Origin of the sequence: Pseudomonas sp. S5F11, assembly GCF_019641515.1 — a bacterium.
Taxonomy (GTDB): Bacteria; Pseudomonadota; Gammaproteobacteria; order Pseudomonadales; family Pseudomonadaceae; genus Aquipseudomonas; species Aquipseudomonas rhodesiae.
This window is the reverse complement of sequence record NZ_JAIFJZ010000001.1, coordinates 2,172,350-2,190,575: the sequence shown is the minus strand read 5'-3', so window position 1 is coordinate 2,190,575 and position 18,226 is coordinate 2,172,350. Positions and strand designations below refer to the sequence as shown.

The 18,226-nt window shown below is 60.4% G+C and carries 19 protein-coding genes; 13 read left to right on the top strand and 6 right to left on the bottom strand.

The genetic code is table 11. The features are described 5' to 3' along the window. The first annotated feature begins 20 nt into the window (after positions 1–20). Positions 21–368: a hypothetical protein gene (locus K1567_RS09730; RefSeq protein ID WP_034096204.1), complete on the top strand. Its 348-nt coding sequence runs from the start codon at positions 21–23 to the stop codon at positions 366–368. Positions 369–514: 146 nt separating this feature from the next. Next, positions 515–748, top strand: coding sequence for a hypothetical protein (locus K1567_RS09725; protein ID WP_080758681.1), 234 nt, complete (start codon positions 515–517; stop codon positions 746–748). 29 nt (positions 749–777) lie between these two features. Here the strand turns inward: K1567_RS09725 and K1567_RS09720 are convergent, their stop codons facing one another. From K1567_RS09720 to K1567_RS09710, 3 genes are all read right to left on the bottom strand, one after another. Then, positions 778–1,563, bottom strand: a complete 786-nt coding sequence (locus K1567_RS09720; RefSeq protein WP_034096205.1) for an OmpA family protein — start codon at positions 1,561–1,563, stop codon at positions 778–780. Between the two features lie 55 nt (positions 1,564–1,618). Next, positions 1,619–2,044, bottom strand: a complete 426-nt coding sequence (locus K1567_RS09715; protein WP_220698410.1) for a DUF4398 domain-containing protein — start codon at positions 2,042–2,044, stop codon at positions 1,619–1,621. Positions 2,045–2,326: 282 nt separating this feature from the next. Beyond that, positions 2,327–2,671 (bottom strand): hypothetical protein, encoded by a 345-nt coding sequence (locus K1567_RS09710; protein WP_034096207.1) that lies wholly within the window; start codon positions 2,669–2,671, stop codon positions 2,327–2,329. 180 nt (positions 2,672–2,851) lie between these two features. Between K1567_RS09710 and ppc the strand changes: the two genes are divergently transcribed. The 7 genes from ppc (at position 2,852) to K1567_RS09675 (ending at position 10,070) form a co-directional block, all read left to right on the top strand. After that, positions 2,852–5,497, top strand: a complete 2,646-nt coding sequence (gene ppc / locus K1567_RS09705; protein WP_220698409.1) for a phosphoenolpyruvate carboxylase — start codon at positions 2,852–2,854, stop codon at positions 5,495–5,497. Positions 5,498–5,776: 279 nt separating this feature from the next. After that, entirely contained in the window at positions 5,777–6,424 is a 648-nt protein-coding gene (adk, locus tag K1567_RS09700) for an adenylate kinase (protein WP_034096209.1), read from the top strand. A 90-nt stretch (positions 6,425–6,514) separates the two neighbouring features. Beyond that, positions 6,515–7,201, top strand: a complete 687-nt coding sequence (tsaB, locus tag K1567_RS09695; protein WP_169867423.1) for a tRNA (adenosine(37)-N6)-threonylcarbamoyltransferase complex dimerization subunit type 1 TsaB — start codon at positions 6,515–6,517, stop codon at positions 7,199–7,201. A gap of 149 nt (positions 7,202–7,350) precedes the next feature. Further along, the gene (locus tag K1567_RS09690) at positions 7,351–7,653 is read left to right on the top strand and encodes a hypothetical protein (RefSeq protein ID WP_034096211.1); all 303 of its coding nucleotides are present in this window, start codon (positions 7,351–7,353) and stop codon (positions 7,651–7,653) included. Continuing rightward, positions 7,653–8,513 (top strand): DUF72 domain-containing protein, encoded by an 861-nt coding sequence (locus K1567_RS09685; RefSeq protein WP_040267464.1) that lies wholly within the window; start codon positions 7,653–7,655, stop codon positions 8,511–8,513. Before K1567_RS09690 ends, K1567_RS09685 begins: the two co-directional genes overlap by 1 nt. Positions 8,514–8,540: 27 nt before the next feature. Further along, positions 8,541–9,368, top strand: coding sequence for an oxaloacetate decarboxylase (locus K1567_RS09680; protein ID WP_034096213.1), 828 nt, complete (start codon positions 8,541–8,543; stop codon positions 9,366–9,368). Between the two features lie 3 nt (positions 9,369–9,371). Further along, positions 9,372–10,070, top strand: coding sequence for an extensin family protein (locus K1567_RS09675; RefSeq protein WP_047881552.1), 699 nt, complete (start codon positions 9,372–9,374; stop codon positions 10,068–10,070). A gap of 3 nt (positions 10,071–10,073) precedes the next feature. Here K1567_RS09675 and K1567_RS09670 read toward each other — a convergent pair whose 3' ends face one another. Next, positions 10,074–10,694, bottom strand: a complete 621-nt coding sequence (locus tag K1567_RS09670) for a hypothetical protein (RefSeq protein WP_034096215.1) — start codon at positions 10,692–10,694, stop codon at positions 10,074–10,076. 96 nt (positions 10,695–10,790) lie between these two features. On the opposite strand from K1567_RS09670, the gene K1567_RS09665 reads away from it, so the two are divergent. Next, complete coding sequence (locus K1567_RS09665) at positions 10,791–11,573, top strand: class I SAM-dependent methyltransferase (protein WP_169867426.1); 783 nt, start codon at positions 10,791–10,793, stop codon at positions 11,571–11,573. Between the two features lie 6 nt (positions 11,574–11,579). On the opposite strand, the gene K1567_RS09660 is transcribed toward K1567_RS09665, so the two are convergent. Next, positions 11,580–12,215, bottom strand: coding sequence for a TetR/AcrR family transcriptional regulator (locus K1567_RS09660; protein WP_034096217.1), 636 nt, complete (start codon positions 12,213–12,215; stop codon positions 11,580–11,582). A gap of 93 nt (positions 12,216–12,308) precedes the next feature. On the opposite strand from K1567_RS09660, the gene K1567_RS09655 reads away from it, so the two are divergent. From K1567_RS09655 to K1567_RS09645, 3 genes are read left to right on the top strand one after another with little or no spacing between them, the layout of a single operon-like run. Beyond that, a complete protein-coding gene (locus K1567_RS09655; RefSeq protein ID WP_169867428.1) occupies positions 12,309–13,409 on the top strand; it encodes an efflux RND transporter periplasmic adaptor subunit in 1,101 nt (366 codons plus the stop codon). Positions 13,410–13,414: 5 nt separating this feature from the next. Further along, positions 13,415–16,480, top strand: a complete 3,066-nt coding sequence (locus K1567_RS09650) for an efflux RND transporter permease subunit (protein ID WP_169867429.1) — start codon at positions 13,415–13,417, stop codon at positions 16,478–16,480. Between the two features lie 2 nt (positions 16,481–16,482). After that, positions 16,483–17,076, top strand: a complete 594-nt coding sequence (locus K1567_RS09645) for a LysE family translocator (protein ID WP_034096220.1) — start codon at positions 16,483–16,485, stop codon at positions 17,074–17,076. 445 nt (positions 17,077–17,521) lie between these two features. On the opposite strand, the gene K1567_RS09640 is transcribed toward K1567_RS09645, so the two are convergent. Further along, positions 17,522–18,211 (bottom strand): DUF4197 domain-containing protein, encoded by a 690-nt coding sequence (locus K1567_RS09640; protein WP_034096222.1) that lies wholly within the window; start codon positions 18,209–18,211, stop codon positions 17,522–17,524. Positions 18,212–18,226: the final 15 nt, after the last annotated feature.

Below are 18,226 nucleotides of genomic sequence, written 5' to 3'. Positions count from 1 at the left end.
GTTATGTGGAGTTAGCATCTATGGCAGCTATTAATGGACCGTCGAGTGTTGGGAATGCGGGCTATGCCGGCGCAGTGGGGCAAGATAGTCTCGATCAGCAGATCCAAGATACACGAAACAAAATTCAACAACTGCAATCGCAAGGTTCCCAAGGTGGATCGGGAAGCAGTGGTGCCGGTGGCGGCGAAACCCTTGAGGAGCTTTTGAAGCTGCTGAATAAGCTACTTGAACAAAAAAAGAATGAAGGGGCAAAGAGCGGTCAAGAAGCTCAAAGCGGCAACGCTCAGCAAGACGGTCAATCTGGCGCGCAGTCTGCCTCTCAAATCCAGCAGGGAGACTATCAGGGGAACACCCCGGTATCTTTCTGACTGCCGTCTCACAAAAGCAGCTCTCGCCGATGGGCTTTTTATCGCGCTTGTAGCGATCAGTCCACGAACAAGTTGGCGCTGGCGGTAGTCACTGGCGACGGAATTAACTGGAACCCTATCGCGTATTCAAACCACAGAAAGCGGAGTTGCTTACACAGATCGAGGCTGAGAACGTGGCGATACGGATTGCTGCAATCGACAATATGCTGGACATGATCAGAGGGCATCAGACGCTGGAAAGGCGAGATGCTCGGGATCATGAGCTTGCGCAACTGATGGACAAGCTATCGCAAAATACCTACGGTTCCAGAATTGAGATGCCCGCTGAGGATACTCATCGCACTATCGAGTTTGGCGAACCGAAAAAAAACCCACCGTAAGGTGGGTTTTTCTATCCAAGCTCAATCAATCAGTTCGCCATCGACGAACGTGGCTTGACCGGTTGGTTGTCGTTGGAGATGGTCACTTCAACGCGGCGGTTCATGGCGCGGCCCGATGCACTGCTATTGTCGGCAACCGGATATTCCTTGCCATAGCCCTGGGTCACGATGCGCGAAATATCCACACCTTGCTGAGCCAGTGCGCGTTGTACGGACGCTGCACGGCGCTCCGACAGGCTCTGGTTGTAGGAATCGGAACCGGTGCTGTCGGTGTAGCCTTCGACGATCACTTTACGATCTGGATTGTCGCGCAGGAACTGAGCCAGTTTGGTGATATTCACCAGACCACTGGATTTCAGGTCGGATTTGTTGGTGGCGAACAGTACGTCACCGAAAGTCACCAGCGTACCGCGATCGGTCTGCTTGGCGTTCAGGCTATCCTGCAGCTGCTTGATCTGCGCATCGCGAGCATCCAGCAGGGCGCGAGCGCGTTCGTCACCGGCGTTTTTCAGCTTGGCTTCGGATTCGCGCAGGGCGATGGTGTCTTTGGCCACTTCAACGCGCTGATTGGTCAGGTAAGCCAACTGGTCGACCTTCTTCTGGTCTTCCTTGTCGCGGTAGGCTTTGTCGGCCTTATCCAGCCATTCCTGAGCGTCCTTGGTTTCCAGCGCCGCAAGCTTGGTGGCTTGAGGGTTGGTTTGCAGGGCGGAGAAGTTGGTGCGGGCGTTTTCCAGGTTGGCGTTCGGCGGGGTGGAGCAGGCCGCCAAGGCAACGCTCATTGCCAACAGGGCAGGGATCATCAGTTGTTTACGCATAATCGTGTCGTCCTTTCAATTCAGTATCGGGTGCGGTGCGATCAAGGGGCTCGGTTTATTTCTGCTGGATAGCAGCCGGGCGCATACCTTCCTTACGCAACTCGTCAACGGCCTTCTGGGAATCCTTTACCGCTTGCTCAGCTTTGGCAGCCTGGGCTTTACGTTCTGCGACACGGGCGTCCCACTCGGCTTGCTCAGCCAACATACTAGCCTTCTCGTAGTTTTTGTCGTGCATCGCGATTTCAGCTTCTTTGAGCTTGTCCTGAGCCGACTTCATTTCTACAGCGGCGTACTCGGTGCCGCCGGCGCTGACAGCGCTGTTGACCGCCGACTGGGTCACTGCGTACTGCTCAGTCGGAGGGTTACCGGCGCAGCCAGCCAGAACGAAGCTGGTACCGATTGCCAGCGCGGCCAATTTAAGCCCGCGCAGATGGTTAAACGAGGATTTGGCAGTGCTGGTCTTCATCGTCTTCAACTCCATTGGATAACTCCTGAAAAACATCAAAATCCATCTCAGTCAGTGAACGGCTGCGAGCCCGGTCCTAAAGCGCCTGGTGCTCTTTCAAACGGCCGTTCCAAGTGATGGCTTACTGGCTGTGACCGGAGGCTTTTTTCAAAAGTTCAGACGAGATGGCGATTTGCCTAAAAAAATAACTGACTGAGCGGTCAGCGAAAAAAATTGGAACTTTTGCAGTGCCAGGAAGTATTTCGGGCCTGCAATAGGCCCGGAATACACGGGGAGGGTGGATTAAACGACAGCAGATCAGTGCTTCGATTCGTCCGCACTGGTAGACAAATCATGTAGATAGCGACGCGACAGCGACAAAAAGCGCGGGGTCGGGCCGACGTCTTCGTACAGCGGGTCGCCCTCTTCATCGGTCGCAATCACCTGCTGACCTTTGATATAGGGAAAGCTGGCTTCCAGCTCTTCAAGGGCGGCGCCGATCAGCTCGCCCAGCAGCTCTTCGGTGTTGCGCTTGGGGTACATCTCGGCGATGGCCGCCAGCCGGGCGGCGGACTCCACGTCCAGGTGGATCGCATATTCGGTCTTGGTCAAGCGACCCTTGGCGTTCTCTTCCCAATGCTGGGCCAATTCTCGGATTTTCATGGCAACCTCAATAAAACCCACGGCAAGCGGGCGGTGATGAGTGACCAGCCGTTCGCCTATCGCGACGGCTTACGGTTGAGACTAGCTGCAACCCACAAGGTTTAAAGTCTTGTCTTAAAACAACGCGGGCGGCACTCTGGCAGATCTGCGCGTCCCGGATTTCTGGCTGGAGATTGGCTGATGAGTGATATCGATGCACGCTTGCGTGAGGATGTTCACCTGCTGGGTGAGCTGTTGGGCAACACCATTCGAGAGCAGTACGGCGATGATTTTCTCGACAAGATCGAGCAGATCCGCAAAGGCGCCAAGGCCGATCGGCGTGGCGCCGACTCTGAGAAAACCGCCGGCGATGAACTGAGCGCCAGCCTCAATCAGTTGCAGGAAGACGAACTGCTGCCGGTGGCGCGGGCTTTCAACCAGTTTCTCAATCTGGCCAATATCGCCGAGCAGTATCAATTGATTCACCGCCGCGATGAGTCGCAACCGGCACCCTTCGAGGCGCGCGTGCTGCCCGAGTTGCTGGGGCGCCTGCAACGCGAAGGCCACAGCAACGAATCCCTGGCCCGCCAGTTGGCGCGCGTGGAGATCGAGCTTGTCCTCACCGCCCACCCGACCGAAGTGGCGCGCCGCACTTTGATCCAGAAGTACGACGCCATCGCCGCGCAGTTGGCCTTGCAGGATCATCGCGACCTCACCACCGCCGAGCGCGAGCAGATCCGCCAACGCCTGCAACGGTTGATCGCCGAAGCCTGGCACACCGAAGAAATCCGCCGCACCCGCCCCACACCCGTGGACGAAGCCAAATGGGGCTTTGCGGTGATCGAGCATTCGCTGTGGCACGCCATTCCCAACTATTTGCGCAAGGCCGATCAGGCGTTGCACGCGGCCACCAGCCTGCGCCTGCCCCTGGAAGCGGCGCCGATTCGCTTTGCATCGTGGATGGGCGGCGACCGTGACGGCAACCCGAATGTCACCGCGCCGGTCACCCGCGAAGTCTTGCTGCTGGCGCGGTGGATGGCGGCCGACCTGTACCTGCGCGATATCGATCAGTTGGCTTCCGAGCTGTCCATGCGCCACGCCAGCCCAGCGTTGCAGGCCAAGGTCGGCGACAGCGTCGAGCCGTACCGGGCCGTGCTCAAGCAACTGCGCGACCGCTTGCGCGCCACGCGGCAATGGGCCCACACCGCGTTGAGCAGCAGCACACCGGCGCCCGCTGAGGTGTTGCAGAACAACCGTGACCTGCTTGAGCCGCTGGAGCTGTGCTATCAGTCGCTGCATGAATGCGGCATGGGCGTGATCGCCGACGGGCCGCTGCTCGATTGCCTGCGCCGCGCCGTGACGTTTGGCCTGTTCCTGGTGCGTCTGGATGTCCGCCAGGATTCCAGCCGACACTCGTCAGCCATGACGGAGATCACCGATTACCTCGGCCTGGGTCGCTACGAAGACTGGGATGAGGACGCGCGCATCAGCTTCTTGATGAAGGAGTTGACTAACCGTCGTCCGTTGCTGCCGGGGTATTTCAAACCGTCGGCCGACACCGCCGAAGTGCTCAACACCTGTAAGGAAATTGCCGCGGCCCCGGCGGCTTCGTTGGGCTCGTATGTCATCTCCATGGCCGGTGCGGCGTCGGATGTGCTGGCGGTGCAATTGCTGCTTAAAGAGTCGGGTGTACAGCGGCCAATGCGCGTGGTGCCGTTGTTCGAAACCCTGGCCGACCTGGATAACGCCGGCCCGGTGATCGAGCAATTGTTGCAACTGCCGGGTTATCGCGCGCGTCTGCAAGGCCCGCAGGAAGTGATGATCGGCTACTCCGACTCGGCCAAGGACGCCGGCACCACCGCTGCCGCCTGGGCGCAATACCGGGCGCAGGAGCGCCTGGTGGATATTTGCCGCGAACAGCAAGTGGAGCTGCTGTTGTTCCATGGTCGCGGTGGCACCGTGGGCCGTGGCGGCGGCCCGGCCCACGCGGCGATCCTGTCGCAGCCACCGGGCTCGGTGGCCGGGCGTTTCCGCACCACCGAACAAGGCGAAATGATCCGCTTCAAGTTCGGTCTGCCGGACATCGCGGAGCAGAACCTCAACCTTTACTTGGCTGCAGTGCTGGAAGCAACGCTGTTGCCGCCGCCACCGCCCGAGCCGGCCTGGCGTCATTTGATGGACGAATTGGCCGCGGATGGTGTGAGGGCTTACCGCGCGGTGGTGCGAGAAAATCCGCAATTCGTCGAGTATTTCCGCCAGTCCACCCCCGAACAGGAGCTGGGCCGCCTGCCGCTGGGCAGCCGTCCAGCCAAGCGGCGTGCGGGCGGTATCGAAAGCCTGCGCGCCATCCCTTGGATTTTCGGTTGGACCCAGACACGCTTGATGCTGCCGGCCTGGCTCGGCTGGGAAGCGGCGTTGAGCAATGCCCTGGCGCGGGGTGAAGGTGAGTTGTTGGGGCAGATGCGCGAACAGTGGCCTTTCTTCCGCACCCGCATCGATATGCTGGAAATGGTGCTGGCCAAGGCCGATGCCGATATCGCGCGTCTCTATGATGAGCGTCTGGTGCAGCCCGATTTGTTGCCATTAGGTGCGCACTTACGCGACCTATTGTCGCAGGCGTGCTCGGTGGTGCTCGGTCTGACCGGCCAGTCGCAGCTGCTGGCCCACAGCCCTGACACCCTGGAGTTCATCCGCCTGCGCAACACCTACCTTGACCCCTTGCATCTGTTGCAGGCCGAGCTGCTGGCGCGCTCGCGCCGGCAGGAAGCCGCGCAGGACAGCCCTCTGGAACAGGCGCTGCTGGTGTCCGTGGCCGGTATCGCGGCCGGCTTGCGCAACACCGGCTGAGGTTTTTCGCATGTTCTCAATGGCTTGCGCTTGAACCACGCTGGCCGCCCGGAACCGGGCGGTCATCGTTCAAGGGGCAGGGTTGCACTCTGGAATACCCTACCTATGACGCATGCGCGGCGCGGGTTCTTCCGACTTTTGGCGGCTTGTGTGGTTAGGGCCTGCTGTGTATCTTGATCAGCCTTTGGCCGTTTGGGCGGCCCGAATCACATTTTTACGCGATTGGCCCCACGCGGCGAATCCGAGCGTCATCTCTATAAAAAATTGAGGAGCACATCGATGCGCGTCATTCTGCTGGGAGCTCCCGGGGCCGGTAAAGGTACTCAGGCAAAGTTCATCACTGAAAAATTCGGCATTCCACAAATCTCCACCGGTGACATGCTGCGCGCTGCGGTAAAAGCAGGCACCGAGCTGGGCATCAAGGCCAAGAGCATCATGGACGCCGGTGGCCTGGTTTCCGATGACCTGATCATTGCCCTGGTCAAGGACCGTATCGCGCAGCCTGACTGTGCCAACGGTTTCCTGTTCGACGGTTTCCCGCGCACCATTCCTCAGGCCGAAGCTTTGGTCACGGCCGGTGTCGAGCTGGACGCCGTGGTTGAAATCGCGGTGGAAGACGAAGAAATCGTCCAGCGTATCGCAGGCCGTCGCGTTCACGAGGCCTCGGGTCGCGTGTACCACACCGTCTACAACCCGCCGAAAGTTGAAGGCAAAGACGATGTCACCGGCGAAGACCTGGTACAGCGCAAGGACGACACCGAAGAAACCGTGCGTCATCGCCTGTCGGTCTACCATTCCCAGACCAAGCCGCTGGTGGATTTCTACCAGAAGCTTTCCGCTGCCAACGGCAAGCCGAAGTACAGCCATATCCCTGGCGTCGGTTCGGTGGAAGCGATCACCGCCAAGGTGATGCAAGCCCTGAGCTGATCACCTGATCGGCGTCTCACACAACGGCCCGCTTGCGGGCCGTTGTTGTTTATACTGGCGCACTTTTTTTCGACTTGGACACCGACACCGATGAGCACCCTGCTGGCCCTGGACACCGCAACCGAAGCTTGCTCCGTTGCCTTGCTGCACGATGGCAAAGTAACCAGCCACTACGAGGTGATCCCACGCCTGCACGCGCAAAAGCTGTTGCCGATGATCAAGCAACTGCTCGAAGACGCCGGCACCACTTTAGCGGCGGTGGACGCTATTGCTTTTGGTCGCGGCCCGGGCGCCTTTACCGGTGTGCGCATTGCTATCGGCGTGGTGCAAGGCCTGGCCTTTGCCCTGGAACGCCCGGTGTTGCCGGTCTCCAACCTTGCCGTATTGGCCCAGCGCGCGTTGCGTGAGCAGGGCGCGTCGCAGGTAGCGGCCGCCATCGACGCGCGGATGGACGAAGTCTACTGGGGCTGTTACCGCGCGGTGGCCGGTGAAATGCGCCTGGTCGGCGCGGAAGCGGTGCAGCCGCCCGAAGCGTCGGCACTGCCGGAGGATGCCAGCGGCGATTGGTTCGGCGCGGGCACAGGTTGGGGGTATGGCGAGCGCATTGCGGTGAAACTGGCCGGCCAGGACGCTGCCATGTTGCCCCATGCCGAAGACCTGCTGACCCTGGCGCGTTTTGCCTTCGAGCGCGATGAAGCGATCCCAGCCGATCAGGCGGCGCCGATGTACTTGCGCGATAAAGTGGCGCAAACCAAGGCCGAACGCGGGCTGATTTGACGCCAAAGTGATGGCAACTTTCGCCAATCGTCAGAATTTGCCCTTGGTTTTAAACCTTTTTCAAATTATGTGTTCTAGTTATCACCAGAGCATTTGCGCGCAACGGAAGTCGCCACTAAAATGCCATCACTGATAGCGAGTTCGCATCGATGCGTATAGACGGATTTTCCTCACAGTCGTACCCCCTCAAACGTAAGCCGCGCAAGGCGAGCGTGACGGTAGACGATTCGGTCGAAGATTCGCCGGACTTCATCGAAGTCCAGTCCGAGGCGGCGACCGCTACGCAAGGTGCTGGCAGTGCGCGTATCAGCGGCCTGCCTGCCCGTCAGCAGGATATGGTCTTCCCCCGCTCCATGAGCAAAAGCGTTGCCACCGCCTTGGCCAGTTACCTGACCACCGCCGGTTTTGTCGAGTGGGATATGGAAGTGCTGGGTCTCGACGTTCATATCTGATGCTTCTGCCTTACTACCTCGGTTGCCCGTCCTGGAGTGAAAACGCCTGGCGCGAGTACCTGTACCCAGCCGATGCTCGCGCCAGCGATTACCTCGCCCTCTATTCTCAGGTCTTCAACGCCGTTGAAGGCAACACCACATTTTACGCTCGCCCCTCGGCCGCCACCGTGCAGCGCTGGGCCGAAATCATGCCCGCCGATTTTCGCTTTACCGCCAAATTCCCCGGGGATATCAGCCACGGGGGCGATTTGCGTGAGCAATTACCGGCGGCGGAAAGTTTCGTCGGCCTGATGAGCCCGTTGGGTGAGCGCGTAGCGCCGTTATGGCTGCAACTGTCGGCCGCGTTCTCGCCGCAACGTCTGGCGGAGCTGGCTGGGTTTATCGACGGCCTGGAGCGTCCGATGGCGGTGGAAGTGCGCCATCCGGAATTTTTCGCCAAGGGCGATGCCGAGCGCATGCTTAACCGCCTGTTGCGCGATCGGGGTGTCGAGCGTATCTGCCTGGACCCCAGGGCGCTGTTCAGTTGCACCTCGACGTCGCCGGCGGTGCTGCATGCGCAATCGAAAAAGCCCAAAGTGCCGCCGCGGCCGGCTGCGCTGACTCAGTTTCCGCAGGTGCGCTTCATTGGCCATCCGGAGCTGGAGGCCAACGACCCGTTTCTGGTGCCTTGGATTGAAAAAGTCGCCGGCTGGATCGAAGAGGGCCGCACTCCCTATGTGTTTCTGCACACCTCGGACAATCGCCTCGCCGCCCAATTGGCCATGCGCTTTCATACCCAACTGATGGCACGCTTGCCTGGCCTTGCACCATTACCCACGTTGGATCGCGAGCCCGAAGCGGAGCAACTGGGGTTACTCTAGGGCTCCTTTTCCCGCCAGGAGCTTGCCATGGATGCTCAAACCCTTCGCGCCGAAACCTTCAAGCGCCTGCATGAACGCGACCGCGCTTTCGTGATGCCCAACCCGTGGGACGCAGGTTCCGCCGTGATGCTTGCCAGCCTGGGGTTCGAAGCCTTGGCCACCACCAGCGCGGGTTATGCCTTCAGCCTTGGTCGGCCGGATGCGGAGGGCGCGCTGTCTCTGGACGACACCTTGCTCAACGCGCACCAGATCGCCCAGGCCACGACACTGCCGGTGGCGGCCGACCTGGAAAACGGCTTCAGCGACAGCCCGGACGGCTGCGCCCAGACCATCCTGCGTGCAGCGGCCACGGGGATTGTCGGCGGTTCCATCGAAGACGCCACTGGACACTCTGGCGACCCCATTTATGCCTTCGACCTGTCTGTGGAGCGTGTACAAGCGGCGGCTACCGCGGCCCGCAGTTTGCCGTTTGCGTTCATGCTCACCGCCCGCGCGGAAAACCTATTGCACGGTCGTCTGGACCTGCCCGATACCCTCCGCCGCCTGCAAGCCTACGCCGAGGCCGGTGCCGACGTACTTTACGCGCCGGGCCTGCGCACCGCCGATGAGGTGTTGGCGGTGGTCAAGGCAGTCGCGCCCAAACCGGTGAATGTGTTGATGTCCGGTGCGCTGAAACTCAGCGTCGCGCAATTGAGCGCCATGGGCGTCAAGCGCATCAGCGTGGGTTCGGCGATGGCGTTGGCGGCCTATGGCGAGTTCTATCGCGCGGCCCAGGAGGTCTATGAGTTGGGCACCTTTACCTTTACCGAGCGCTCGATGCCCTTCAGCACGGCCAATCAGTTTTTCAAGGTCTGACCCATGCGGTTTATCAAGGTGGTGGGTGTGCTGCTGATGCTGGGCGGCGCGGTGGTGGTCGGTGTATGGCGCGGCTGGGTGCCGTTGGCGCCGGAATGGAATCCATGGGCGCCGCTGGATGTGCGCGCGAGCCCAAACCTGTTGACGCGTTTTAAGCTGGGACGTCTGCAGGACGACCCGGCGCTGTGCGACCAGGTGCTGAAAACTTCAGGCTTGCGCGTGAGCCATCAAGCTGATTCATCCGCCGATGTCGCCTGCCCGTTGCGCAACACCTTGCGCGTGCAGGGTGCAGAGGTGGGATTGAGCAGCAGCTTTCTTGCCAGTTGCCCGCTGGCCGTGGCGTTCGCGCTGTTCGAGCGCCATAGCCTGCAACCGGCGGCGCAGACGGTGTTCGGCCAGGCGGTGACGCGGGTCGATCATCTGGGCAGTTTTGCCTGTCGCACGATGTATAACCGTGCCAACGGGCAACTGAGTCAGCACGCCTCGGCCAATGCGTTGGATATCGCCGGTTTTCGCTTGGCCGATGGGCGCAGTATCAGCGTGCTCAAGGATTGGCCGGGGGAGGGCGCGAATGCGCGGTTCCTGCGTCAGGTGCGCGACAGTGCCTGTGATGATTTCAACGTGGTGTTAAGCCCGGACTACAACGCCGCGCACCGCAATCACTTCCACTTCGATATGGGGCGCTGGTGGGTGTGTCGCTGAGGGTCAGGCGGCCAGGCGCAGGTTGTGGGTGATCAACGGGCGTGCCCAGTAGTAGTCGAAGTCCAGGGCTTTTTGCTGCTCCACCAACGCTTCTTCGGGGTAAGGCGTAGGCGGCGGTGGCAACAGGTCCAGTTCGAACTCAGCGATCGGCAAGTGCAGGGCGCGCGGTTCCGGCGCGGGGCCTGGCTCCGGCAATGGCTGCCCGGCGGCCAGCACGATAGGGCGTACCCAACCGCTTTCGAAATTCTGCTGACGTTGCTGGGCGACGATTTCTTCTTCAGGAAACGGCGTCGCAGCCGGTGGCAGCAGCTCGGTTTCAAATTCGGCGATGGGCAGGAACAGCGGTTCTGGCGGGGCGATTTCGGTGTCTTTAACGTCGCACTCACGCTGGGTGAGGATCTGCGACAACAGGTCAGCGCCTGCGCTGGGTTCTACCGCCGGGTCCAGCGGTGCCGTCGCCTCGGCTGCTGGCGCGTCCGGCATTTCGCCGAGCTGCTCGGCCAATGCCCGGGCGAAGAAGTCCTGCCACACATGACTCACACCGGCCAGCGCTTGAGTGTTGCGCAAGCCGTAGTGGTTGTGGGTCGGCAGTACACCGATGGTTAGGGGGAGAATGTCTGACATTTTCTTCGGTCGACGCTCAGCTCTGGCAAAATACCTGACTGTTGGTTTTATCGGCCGGTGTTGGCCGATCCTTAATATTTTTGAGCGTAGCGATTGATGAGCGAACAACCAGCGGCCAGCCGCATCCGGGTCGAGGCCATGGCCGATGCTTTCCAGGTCCGCGCCGAGCAGTGGGCTGCCCAACTTGGTTTGCCGTTAGTGCTGGCGGATGCGGATTTTTCCTTGCAGGTCGGCGAACATGGCTTGCAGTTGCAGCAACTGGGGGCGGATGCGCCGGGGCCGGTGCGTGTGGACTTTGTCGAAGGCGGCGCGGCGCATCGGCGTTTATACGGCGGTGGCAGTGGGCAGATGATCGCCAAGGCCGTGGGCATCGCCCAAGGCGTACGCCCACGGGTGCTGGACGCCACCGCCGGCCTGGGCAAGGACGCCTTCGTGCTGGCGAGCCTGGGTTGCGACATGAGCCTGATCGAACGCCAGCCGTTGATTGGCGCTTTGCTCGAAGACGGCCTGGCGCGCGGCGCGGATGATTTCGAGGTGGCGCCGATCGTGGCACGCATGCAGCTGCTCAAGGGCAACTCCATCGAGGTGATGCGCAACTGGGAGGGCGAGCCTCCCCAGGTGATCTACCTCGACCCTATGTTCCCTCATCGTGAGAAAACCGCCCTGGTGAAGAAGGAGATGCGCCTGTTCCGCCCGCTGGTGGGCGATGACCCAGACGCACCGGCCTTGCTCGCCGCAGCGCTGGCCCTGGCCAGTCACCGTGTTGTGGTCAAGCGCCCGCGCAAGGCGCCGTGTATCGACGGGCCCAAGCCGAGCCATGCGCTGGATGGCAAGTCCAGCCGCTACGACATTTACCCCAAGAAAGCGCTCAAGCCCTAATAACCGCTATGGCTTGTAGGCCCGCATAAACAACCCCACCACATCCTGCACATGAGCTTCGGCGGCTTCCTCACTCAACTGGCCGCCGCAGCCATACAGCAGGCAGAAGTTCGCCGTGCCTTTGAGCAGGCAGAAGAAATGCTCGGCCGCCTTGAACGGTTTATCGATGCTCAGGGCGCCGCTCTGGTCAATGGTGCTGAGCAGGCGCTCCATGCCTTGCAACATGCGCATGGGCCCGGCTTCGAAGAAAATCTGCGAGAGTTTCACGTCCTGATTGCCGGTGGTCATCATCAGCCGATGCAGGTTCACCGACTCTTCGCTGTTGATCAGCCGATGAAAGCCACGGGCGATGGTCAGCAGGACCGTTTCTACCGGTACACCCGCGGGCATCTCGAAATACATCACCGGTAATTGTTCCTCGCACTTGGCCACGACGGCGGCGGTGAACAGGGTTTCTTTGTCGGTGAAGTGGTTGTAGACCGTGAGTTTCGACACGCCAGCCTCCAAGGCCACCGCGTCCATGCTGGTGCTGGCGTAACCATTGCTCAAAAACAGAAACTTGGCTGCTTCGAGGATTGCCTGGCGTTTTGCCATGTCCTTGGGACGCCCGGGGCTATTGGTGTTCAGAGGATTGTCGGACATTTTCACCTTTAATACTGGACTGGCGAGTTTGGTATTAATAACATACCGGCAAGTATAATTATTCCTAGCATCATTTGCGAAAGGTCCTTCAGCATGCGCAGCACTTTCCTGCCCCTTGCGTTGCCTGCGTGTCTGGTCCTCCTATTGGCCGCCTGCGGTCATGAAGAAGCGCCCCAGACCACCATCCGCCCGGCCATGGTGGTGCAGCCACAGCCTTCTGCGCAGACGACGGACAGCTACCCCGGGGAAGTGCGTGCGCGCTACGAGCCGGACCTGGCTTTTCGCATTGGCGGCAAAGTCAGTAAGCGCTGGGTGGAGGAGGGCGAGCGGGTCAAGGCCAATCAGGCGTTGGCCGAACTCGACCCTCAGGACGTGCGCCTGCAACTGGACGCCGCCCGCGCTCAGGTCGCCGCCGCCCAGGCCAACTTGAGCTTGGTGCGTGCCGAGCGTGATCGCTACAAAACTTTGCTGGATCGTCAGATGGTCAGCCGGTCCCAGTACGACAATTCCGAAAATCTTTACCGTTCGGGCGAAGCCCGCCTCAAGCAAATCAAAGCCGAGTTCGATGTGGCCAGTAACCAGGCGGCCTATGCGGTGTTGCGCGCGCCGCAGGATGGCGTGGTGGCCAAGCGTGCGGTGGAAGTCGGGCAAGTGGTGTCCGCCGGGCAAACGGTGTTCACCCTGGCCACCGATGGCGAACGTGAAGTGCTGATCAGCCTGCCCGAACAAGGCTTTACTCGCTTCAAGATCGGCCAGCCGGTGTCTGTGGAGCTGTGGAGCCAGCCGGATCAACGCTTCGCTGGGCGCATTCGCGAGTTGTCCCCTGCCGCCGACCCCAAGTCGCGTACTTTTGCTGCGCGCGTTGCGTTTACCGGCGGCAAAGTCCCGGCGGAACTCGGCCAGAGCGCTCGCGTGTTTATACAGGGCGACGGCAGTAATCCGCTGTCCGTGCCGTTGTCTGCCATCAGCGCGGAGAACGGTGAGTCCTACGTCTGGCGCGTGCAGCCGGACAACACCCTCAAGCGCACACCGGTGCGTATCGGCGCGTTCGGCGATAAAACCGTGCCTGTGCTGGAGGGCTTGAGCGCCGATGATTGGGTTATCGCAGCCGGTGTGCATGTGCTCCACGAGGGCCAGCCAGTGCGCCCGGTGGATCGCGCCAACCGTGTGGTGAATCTGGCGGCCAAGGAGTAGTCCCAATGGGTTTCAATCTTTCAGAATGGGCGCTACGTAATCGCCAGATCGTGCTGTTCCTGATGATCCTGCTGGCAGTGGTGGGCACGTTGTCCTACACCAAGCTGGGGCAGAGCGAAGATCCGCCCTTCACCTTCAAGGCCATGGTGATCAAGACCAACTGGCCTGGCGCCACCGCGCAGGAAGTCTCACGGCAAGTCACCGAGCGCATTGAGAAAAAACTCATGGAGACCGGCGACTACGAGCGCATTGTCTCGTTTTCCCGGCCGGGCGAGTCCCAGGTGACCTTCGTCGCCCGTGATGCCATGCGCTCGGCGCAGATACCCGAACTGTGGTACCAGGTGCGCAAGAAAATCAGCGACATCCGCCAGACCCTGCCGCCGGATATCCAAGGGCCGTTTTTCAACGACGAATTCGGCACCACCTTCGGCAATATCTACGCCCTGACCGGCGATGGTTTCGACTACGCCGTGCTCAAGGACTACGCCGACCGCATCCAGATCCAACTGCAACGCGTAGCGGATGTGGGCAAGGTCGACTTGCTCGGTTTGCAGGACGAGAAGATCTGGATCGAGCTGTCCAACCTCAAACTCGCCACCTTGGGTTTACCCTTGGCCGCTGTGCAACAGGCGTTGCAGGAACAGAACGCGGTGACTACCGCCGGGTTCTTTGAAACGCCAAGCGAGCGTGTGCAGTTGCGGGTGTCGGGCAATTTCAAGACGGTGGACGAAATCCGCAGTTTTCCCATTCGCGTGGGGGATCGCACTTTCCGTATCGGCGATGTAGCTGATATTCACCGTGGCTTCAACGATCCACCGGCGCCACGCATGCGCTACATGGGCGAAGACGCCATCGGCCTGGCCGTGGCCATGCGCGAGGGCGGCGATATTCTGGTGCTGGGCAAGGCGCTTGAGGGTGAATTCGCACGTCTTCAGAAGAACCTTCCGGCGGGCATGCAGTTGCGCAAAGTGTCGGATCAGCCCGCAGCGGTCAAAACCGGAGTCGGCGAATTCGTCCAGGTGCTGGCCGAAGCGTTGGCCATCGTGTTGCTGGTGAGCTTTTTCTCCCTGGGACTGCGCACCGGTATGGTAGTGGCACTGGCGATTCCGCTGGTGCTGGCGATGACGTTCGCCACCATGTATTACCTCGGCATCGGCTTGCACAAGATTTCCCTCGGCGCCCTGGTACTGGCCCTCGGGCTGCTGGTCGATGACGCCATCATCGCCGTGGAAATGATGGCGATCAAAATGGAGCAAGGCTACGACCGGCTCAAGGCCGCCAGTTTTGCCTGGACCAGCACCGCGTTTCCGATGCTCACCGGTACGCTGATCACGGCGGCCGGTTTTCTGCCCATCGCGACGGCCCAGTCGAGCACCGGCGAATACACCCGCTCGATATTCCAAGTGGTGACCATCGCGCTGCTCGCGTCCTGGGTGGCCGCCGTGGTGTTCGTGCCCTACCTGGGGGAAAAACTCCTGCCGGACCTGGCGAAGATTCATGCCGCCAAACACGGCCATGATGGCCCCGACCCCTACGGCACACCCTTCTATCAGCGTGTAAGGCGGTTGGTGGCGTGGTGTGTGAATCGGCGTAAAACCGTGATCGTGCTGACGCTGCTGCTGTTTATCGGTTCGGTGGCGTTGTTTCGGTTCGTGCCGCAACAATTTTTCCCGGCGTCTGGTCGCCTGGAACTGATGGTCGATTTGAAATTGGCCGAGGGCGCGTCCCTGAGCAACACCGCCGAGCAGGTCAAACGCCTGGAGGCGCTGCTCAAAGAGCATGCCGGCATCGACAATTATGTGGCCTATATAGGCACCGGCTCGCCGCGATTTTACTTGCCTCTGGATCAGCAGTTGCCGGCCACCAGCTTCGCCCAGTTCGTGGTGTTGGCTAAGACCATCGAGGAGCGCGAAACCCTGCGCACCTGGCTGATCGAAACCCTCAACGAACAGTTCCCTGACCTGCGCTCGCGTTTCACACGCCTGGAAAACGGCCCGCCCGTGGGTTACCCGGTGCAGTTTCGCGTGACGGGGGAACATATCGAAGAGGTGCGCGCCCTGGCCCGCAAGGTCGCCGCGAAAGTCCGCGAAAATACTCATGTGGTTAACGTGCACCTGGACTGGGAGGAACCGAGCAAAATCGTCTACCTCAATATCGATCAGGACCGCGCCCGGGCGCTGGGCGTCAGCACCGCCAACCTGTCGAAATTCCTCCAGAGTTCCCTGACCGGCTCCAGCGTCAGCCAGTACCGGGAGGATAACGAGTTGATCGAAATCCTCCTGCGCGGCACCCGGCATGAACGCACCGAACTGACGTTGCTCCCCAGCCTGGCGGTGCCCACCGACAATGGTAAAAGCGTCGCGCTGTCGCAGATCGCCACCCTTGAGTACGGCTTCGAAGAAGGTGTGATCTGGCATCGCAACCGCCTCCCCACGGTGACCGTCCGCGCCGATATCTACGGCAAGGAACAACCGGCGACCCTGGTGCAGCAGATTTTTCCGACCCTCGCCGAGGTGCGCGCCGAATTGCCGGACGGTTACCTGCTGGAGGTCGGCGGCACCGTCGAAGACTCCGCGCGCGGCCAGAACTCGGTGAAGGCCGGTGTGCCGCTGTTCATCGTGGTGGTGTTGACGTTGCTGATGCTGCAATTGCGCAGTTTCTCACGCACCGCGATGGTGTTTCTGACGGCGCCGCTGGGGCTGATCGGTGTAACGCTGTTTCTGTTGGTGTTCCGTCAGCCCTTCGGGTTCGTGGCGATGCTCGGCACTATCGCATTGTCCGGGATGATCATGCGTAACTCGGTGATCCTGGTGGATCAGATCGAGCAAGACATCAAGGCGGGGCTGGCGCCGTGGCAGGCGATCATCGAGGCCACGGTCCGACGCTTCCGTCCGATAGTGCTGACGGCCCTGGCAGCGGTGCTGGCGATGATCCCGCTGTCGCGTAGCGTGTTCTTCGGGCCGATGGCAGTGGCGATCATGGGCGGGTTGATTGTCGCCACGGCATTGACCCTATTGTTCCTGCCGGCCCTGTATGCTGCGTGGTTCCGAGTGAGGAAGGGTGACGTGTAAGCATGCTGGCCACAGTTTTGAGTTTGATGTTGTTACTGTCTGCCCCCGGGCCGACTAACACATTGCTTTTTCGCGCCGGTGTGCTCTTCGGATTTCGGGGCGCATGGCGCTTGGTGCTGATTGAGTGCGCGGCTTATCTGCTGCAGGTGTCGTTGTGGGGGGCCGCCCTGATCCATTTCGCGTTCTATTCCCCATGGGTAATGCGGTGCGCGCAATGGGTTGCCGTCTCCTACTTACTCTACGTCTCGTATCAGCTTTGGCAGCGTAAAAGCGAAAACACCCGTTTAGACCGAGACGGTTTTTCAGGTCGCTATTTCTTTCTGATGACGTTGATGAACCCCAAGGGTTTATTGATTGCTTCATTCCTCGCGCCCGCCGATGCGTTCAGCAGTCCGCGAGGCTACTTGGCGTTTATGGTTGTGCTGGCCATGGTGATCGTGCCGGTTGGCGCGACCTGGTTACTGCTGGGCAGCCGTCTTGAACGACGCCGAGGAAACTGGCTGACACCCGTTGCCATCAATCGAGCCACTGCTGTGACGATTTGCTGTTTCGCGGCCGTTCTGCTGGGACGACTGGCAGATGAACTGATCCACTGAGGTCTTGCTGTACGCTATTTGTGGACGCGTCAGGATATTTGAATACAGGCCAGAGGAACTGTTTACAAGCGAATTGCCACACATGGCTACCTGATCTGCAGGTGCTCTCTCATGTTGATGGGGCCGCTGCGGGATAAGGTTTCATTGAATTCGTGAGGAGTTGCCTATGCTTTTTCCTGTGTTCCTAGGCCCGCTTTCGTTGTTAGGGCTCAACTCGTTGTTTAATGAGGCGAAGAGGGGCGATAAGCATTGCCACTCGCACAAACCCGAACCTGCAAAGCCATGCGAAGACAACGCCAAGCCTTGCCAAAAAACTGCGACGATTGAGACCAAAATCACTTGGTGATGCAGTTGCGATACCAACGGTTTTTTTCGCTCGCTCAGTAATGCAAACGCCCCGACTGATCGGGGCGTTTGCATAAGTGCGGGGTTTGCTGACGCGTGCCTACAGTGCGCCGAATACTTTCTTCGCCAAACTGGTGGCAGCCGCCGCGGGATTCTTGCGAATCGTCTCTTCCTGTTGCGCAATCATCTTGAACAAACCATCCAGTGCCTGTTCGGTCACGTAGTTCTCGACATTAGCGCTCTTGGCATCCAAGGCGCCGAAGGCGGCGGCTTTGCCGGCCAGGGCGTTGTACTGCTGGGCTACGCCGACTTTGTCGGTGGCAGCCTTGACGATCGGCAGGAACTTGGCGCGAATGGCTTCGCGACTGCTTTTGTCCAGGTACTGAGTGGCCGAATCCTGGCCGCCGCTGAGGATGCCCTTGGCGTCGGTCACGCTCATGTTTTTCACTGCGTTTACCAGAATCGGCTGGGCTTGGGTCACAGCCGTTTCAGCCGCTTTGTTCATGCTGGTTTCCAGTTGGGTGACCTGATCACCCATGCCGAACATCTTCAGCTTGTCCGCGACTTTGCCCAACTTGCCCGGTAGGCCGATCTTGACCTCCGGGTTGTTGCTGAAACCGCCGGGTACGCCCAGTTGTTTCACAGCGATCTGGGCACCTTGGGTCAGTGCATCCTTGAGTCCGCCAGTGGCGTCGCCCTGGGACAGGCTGCCCAGGTCCAGGGCCATAGCGTTGGCGCCGAGCAGCAGGCCGGCACACAGGGCAGTGAAGCGAAGGGATTTACGGAGCATGGGCGCTTCCTTATG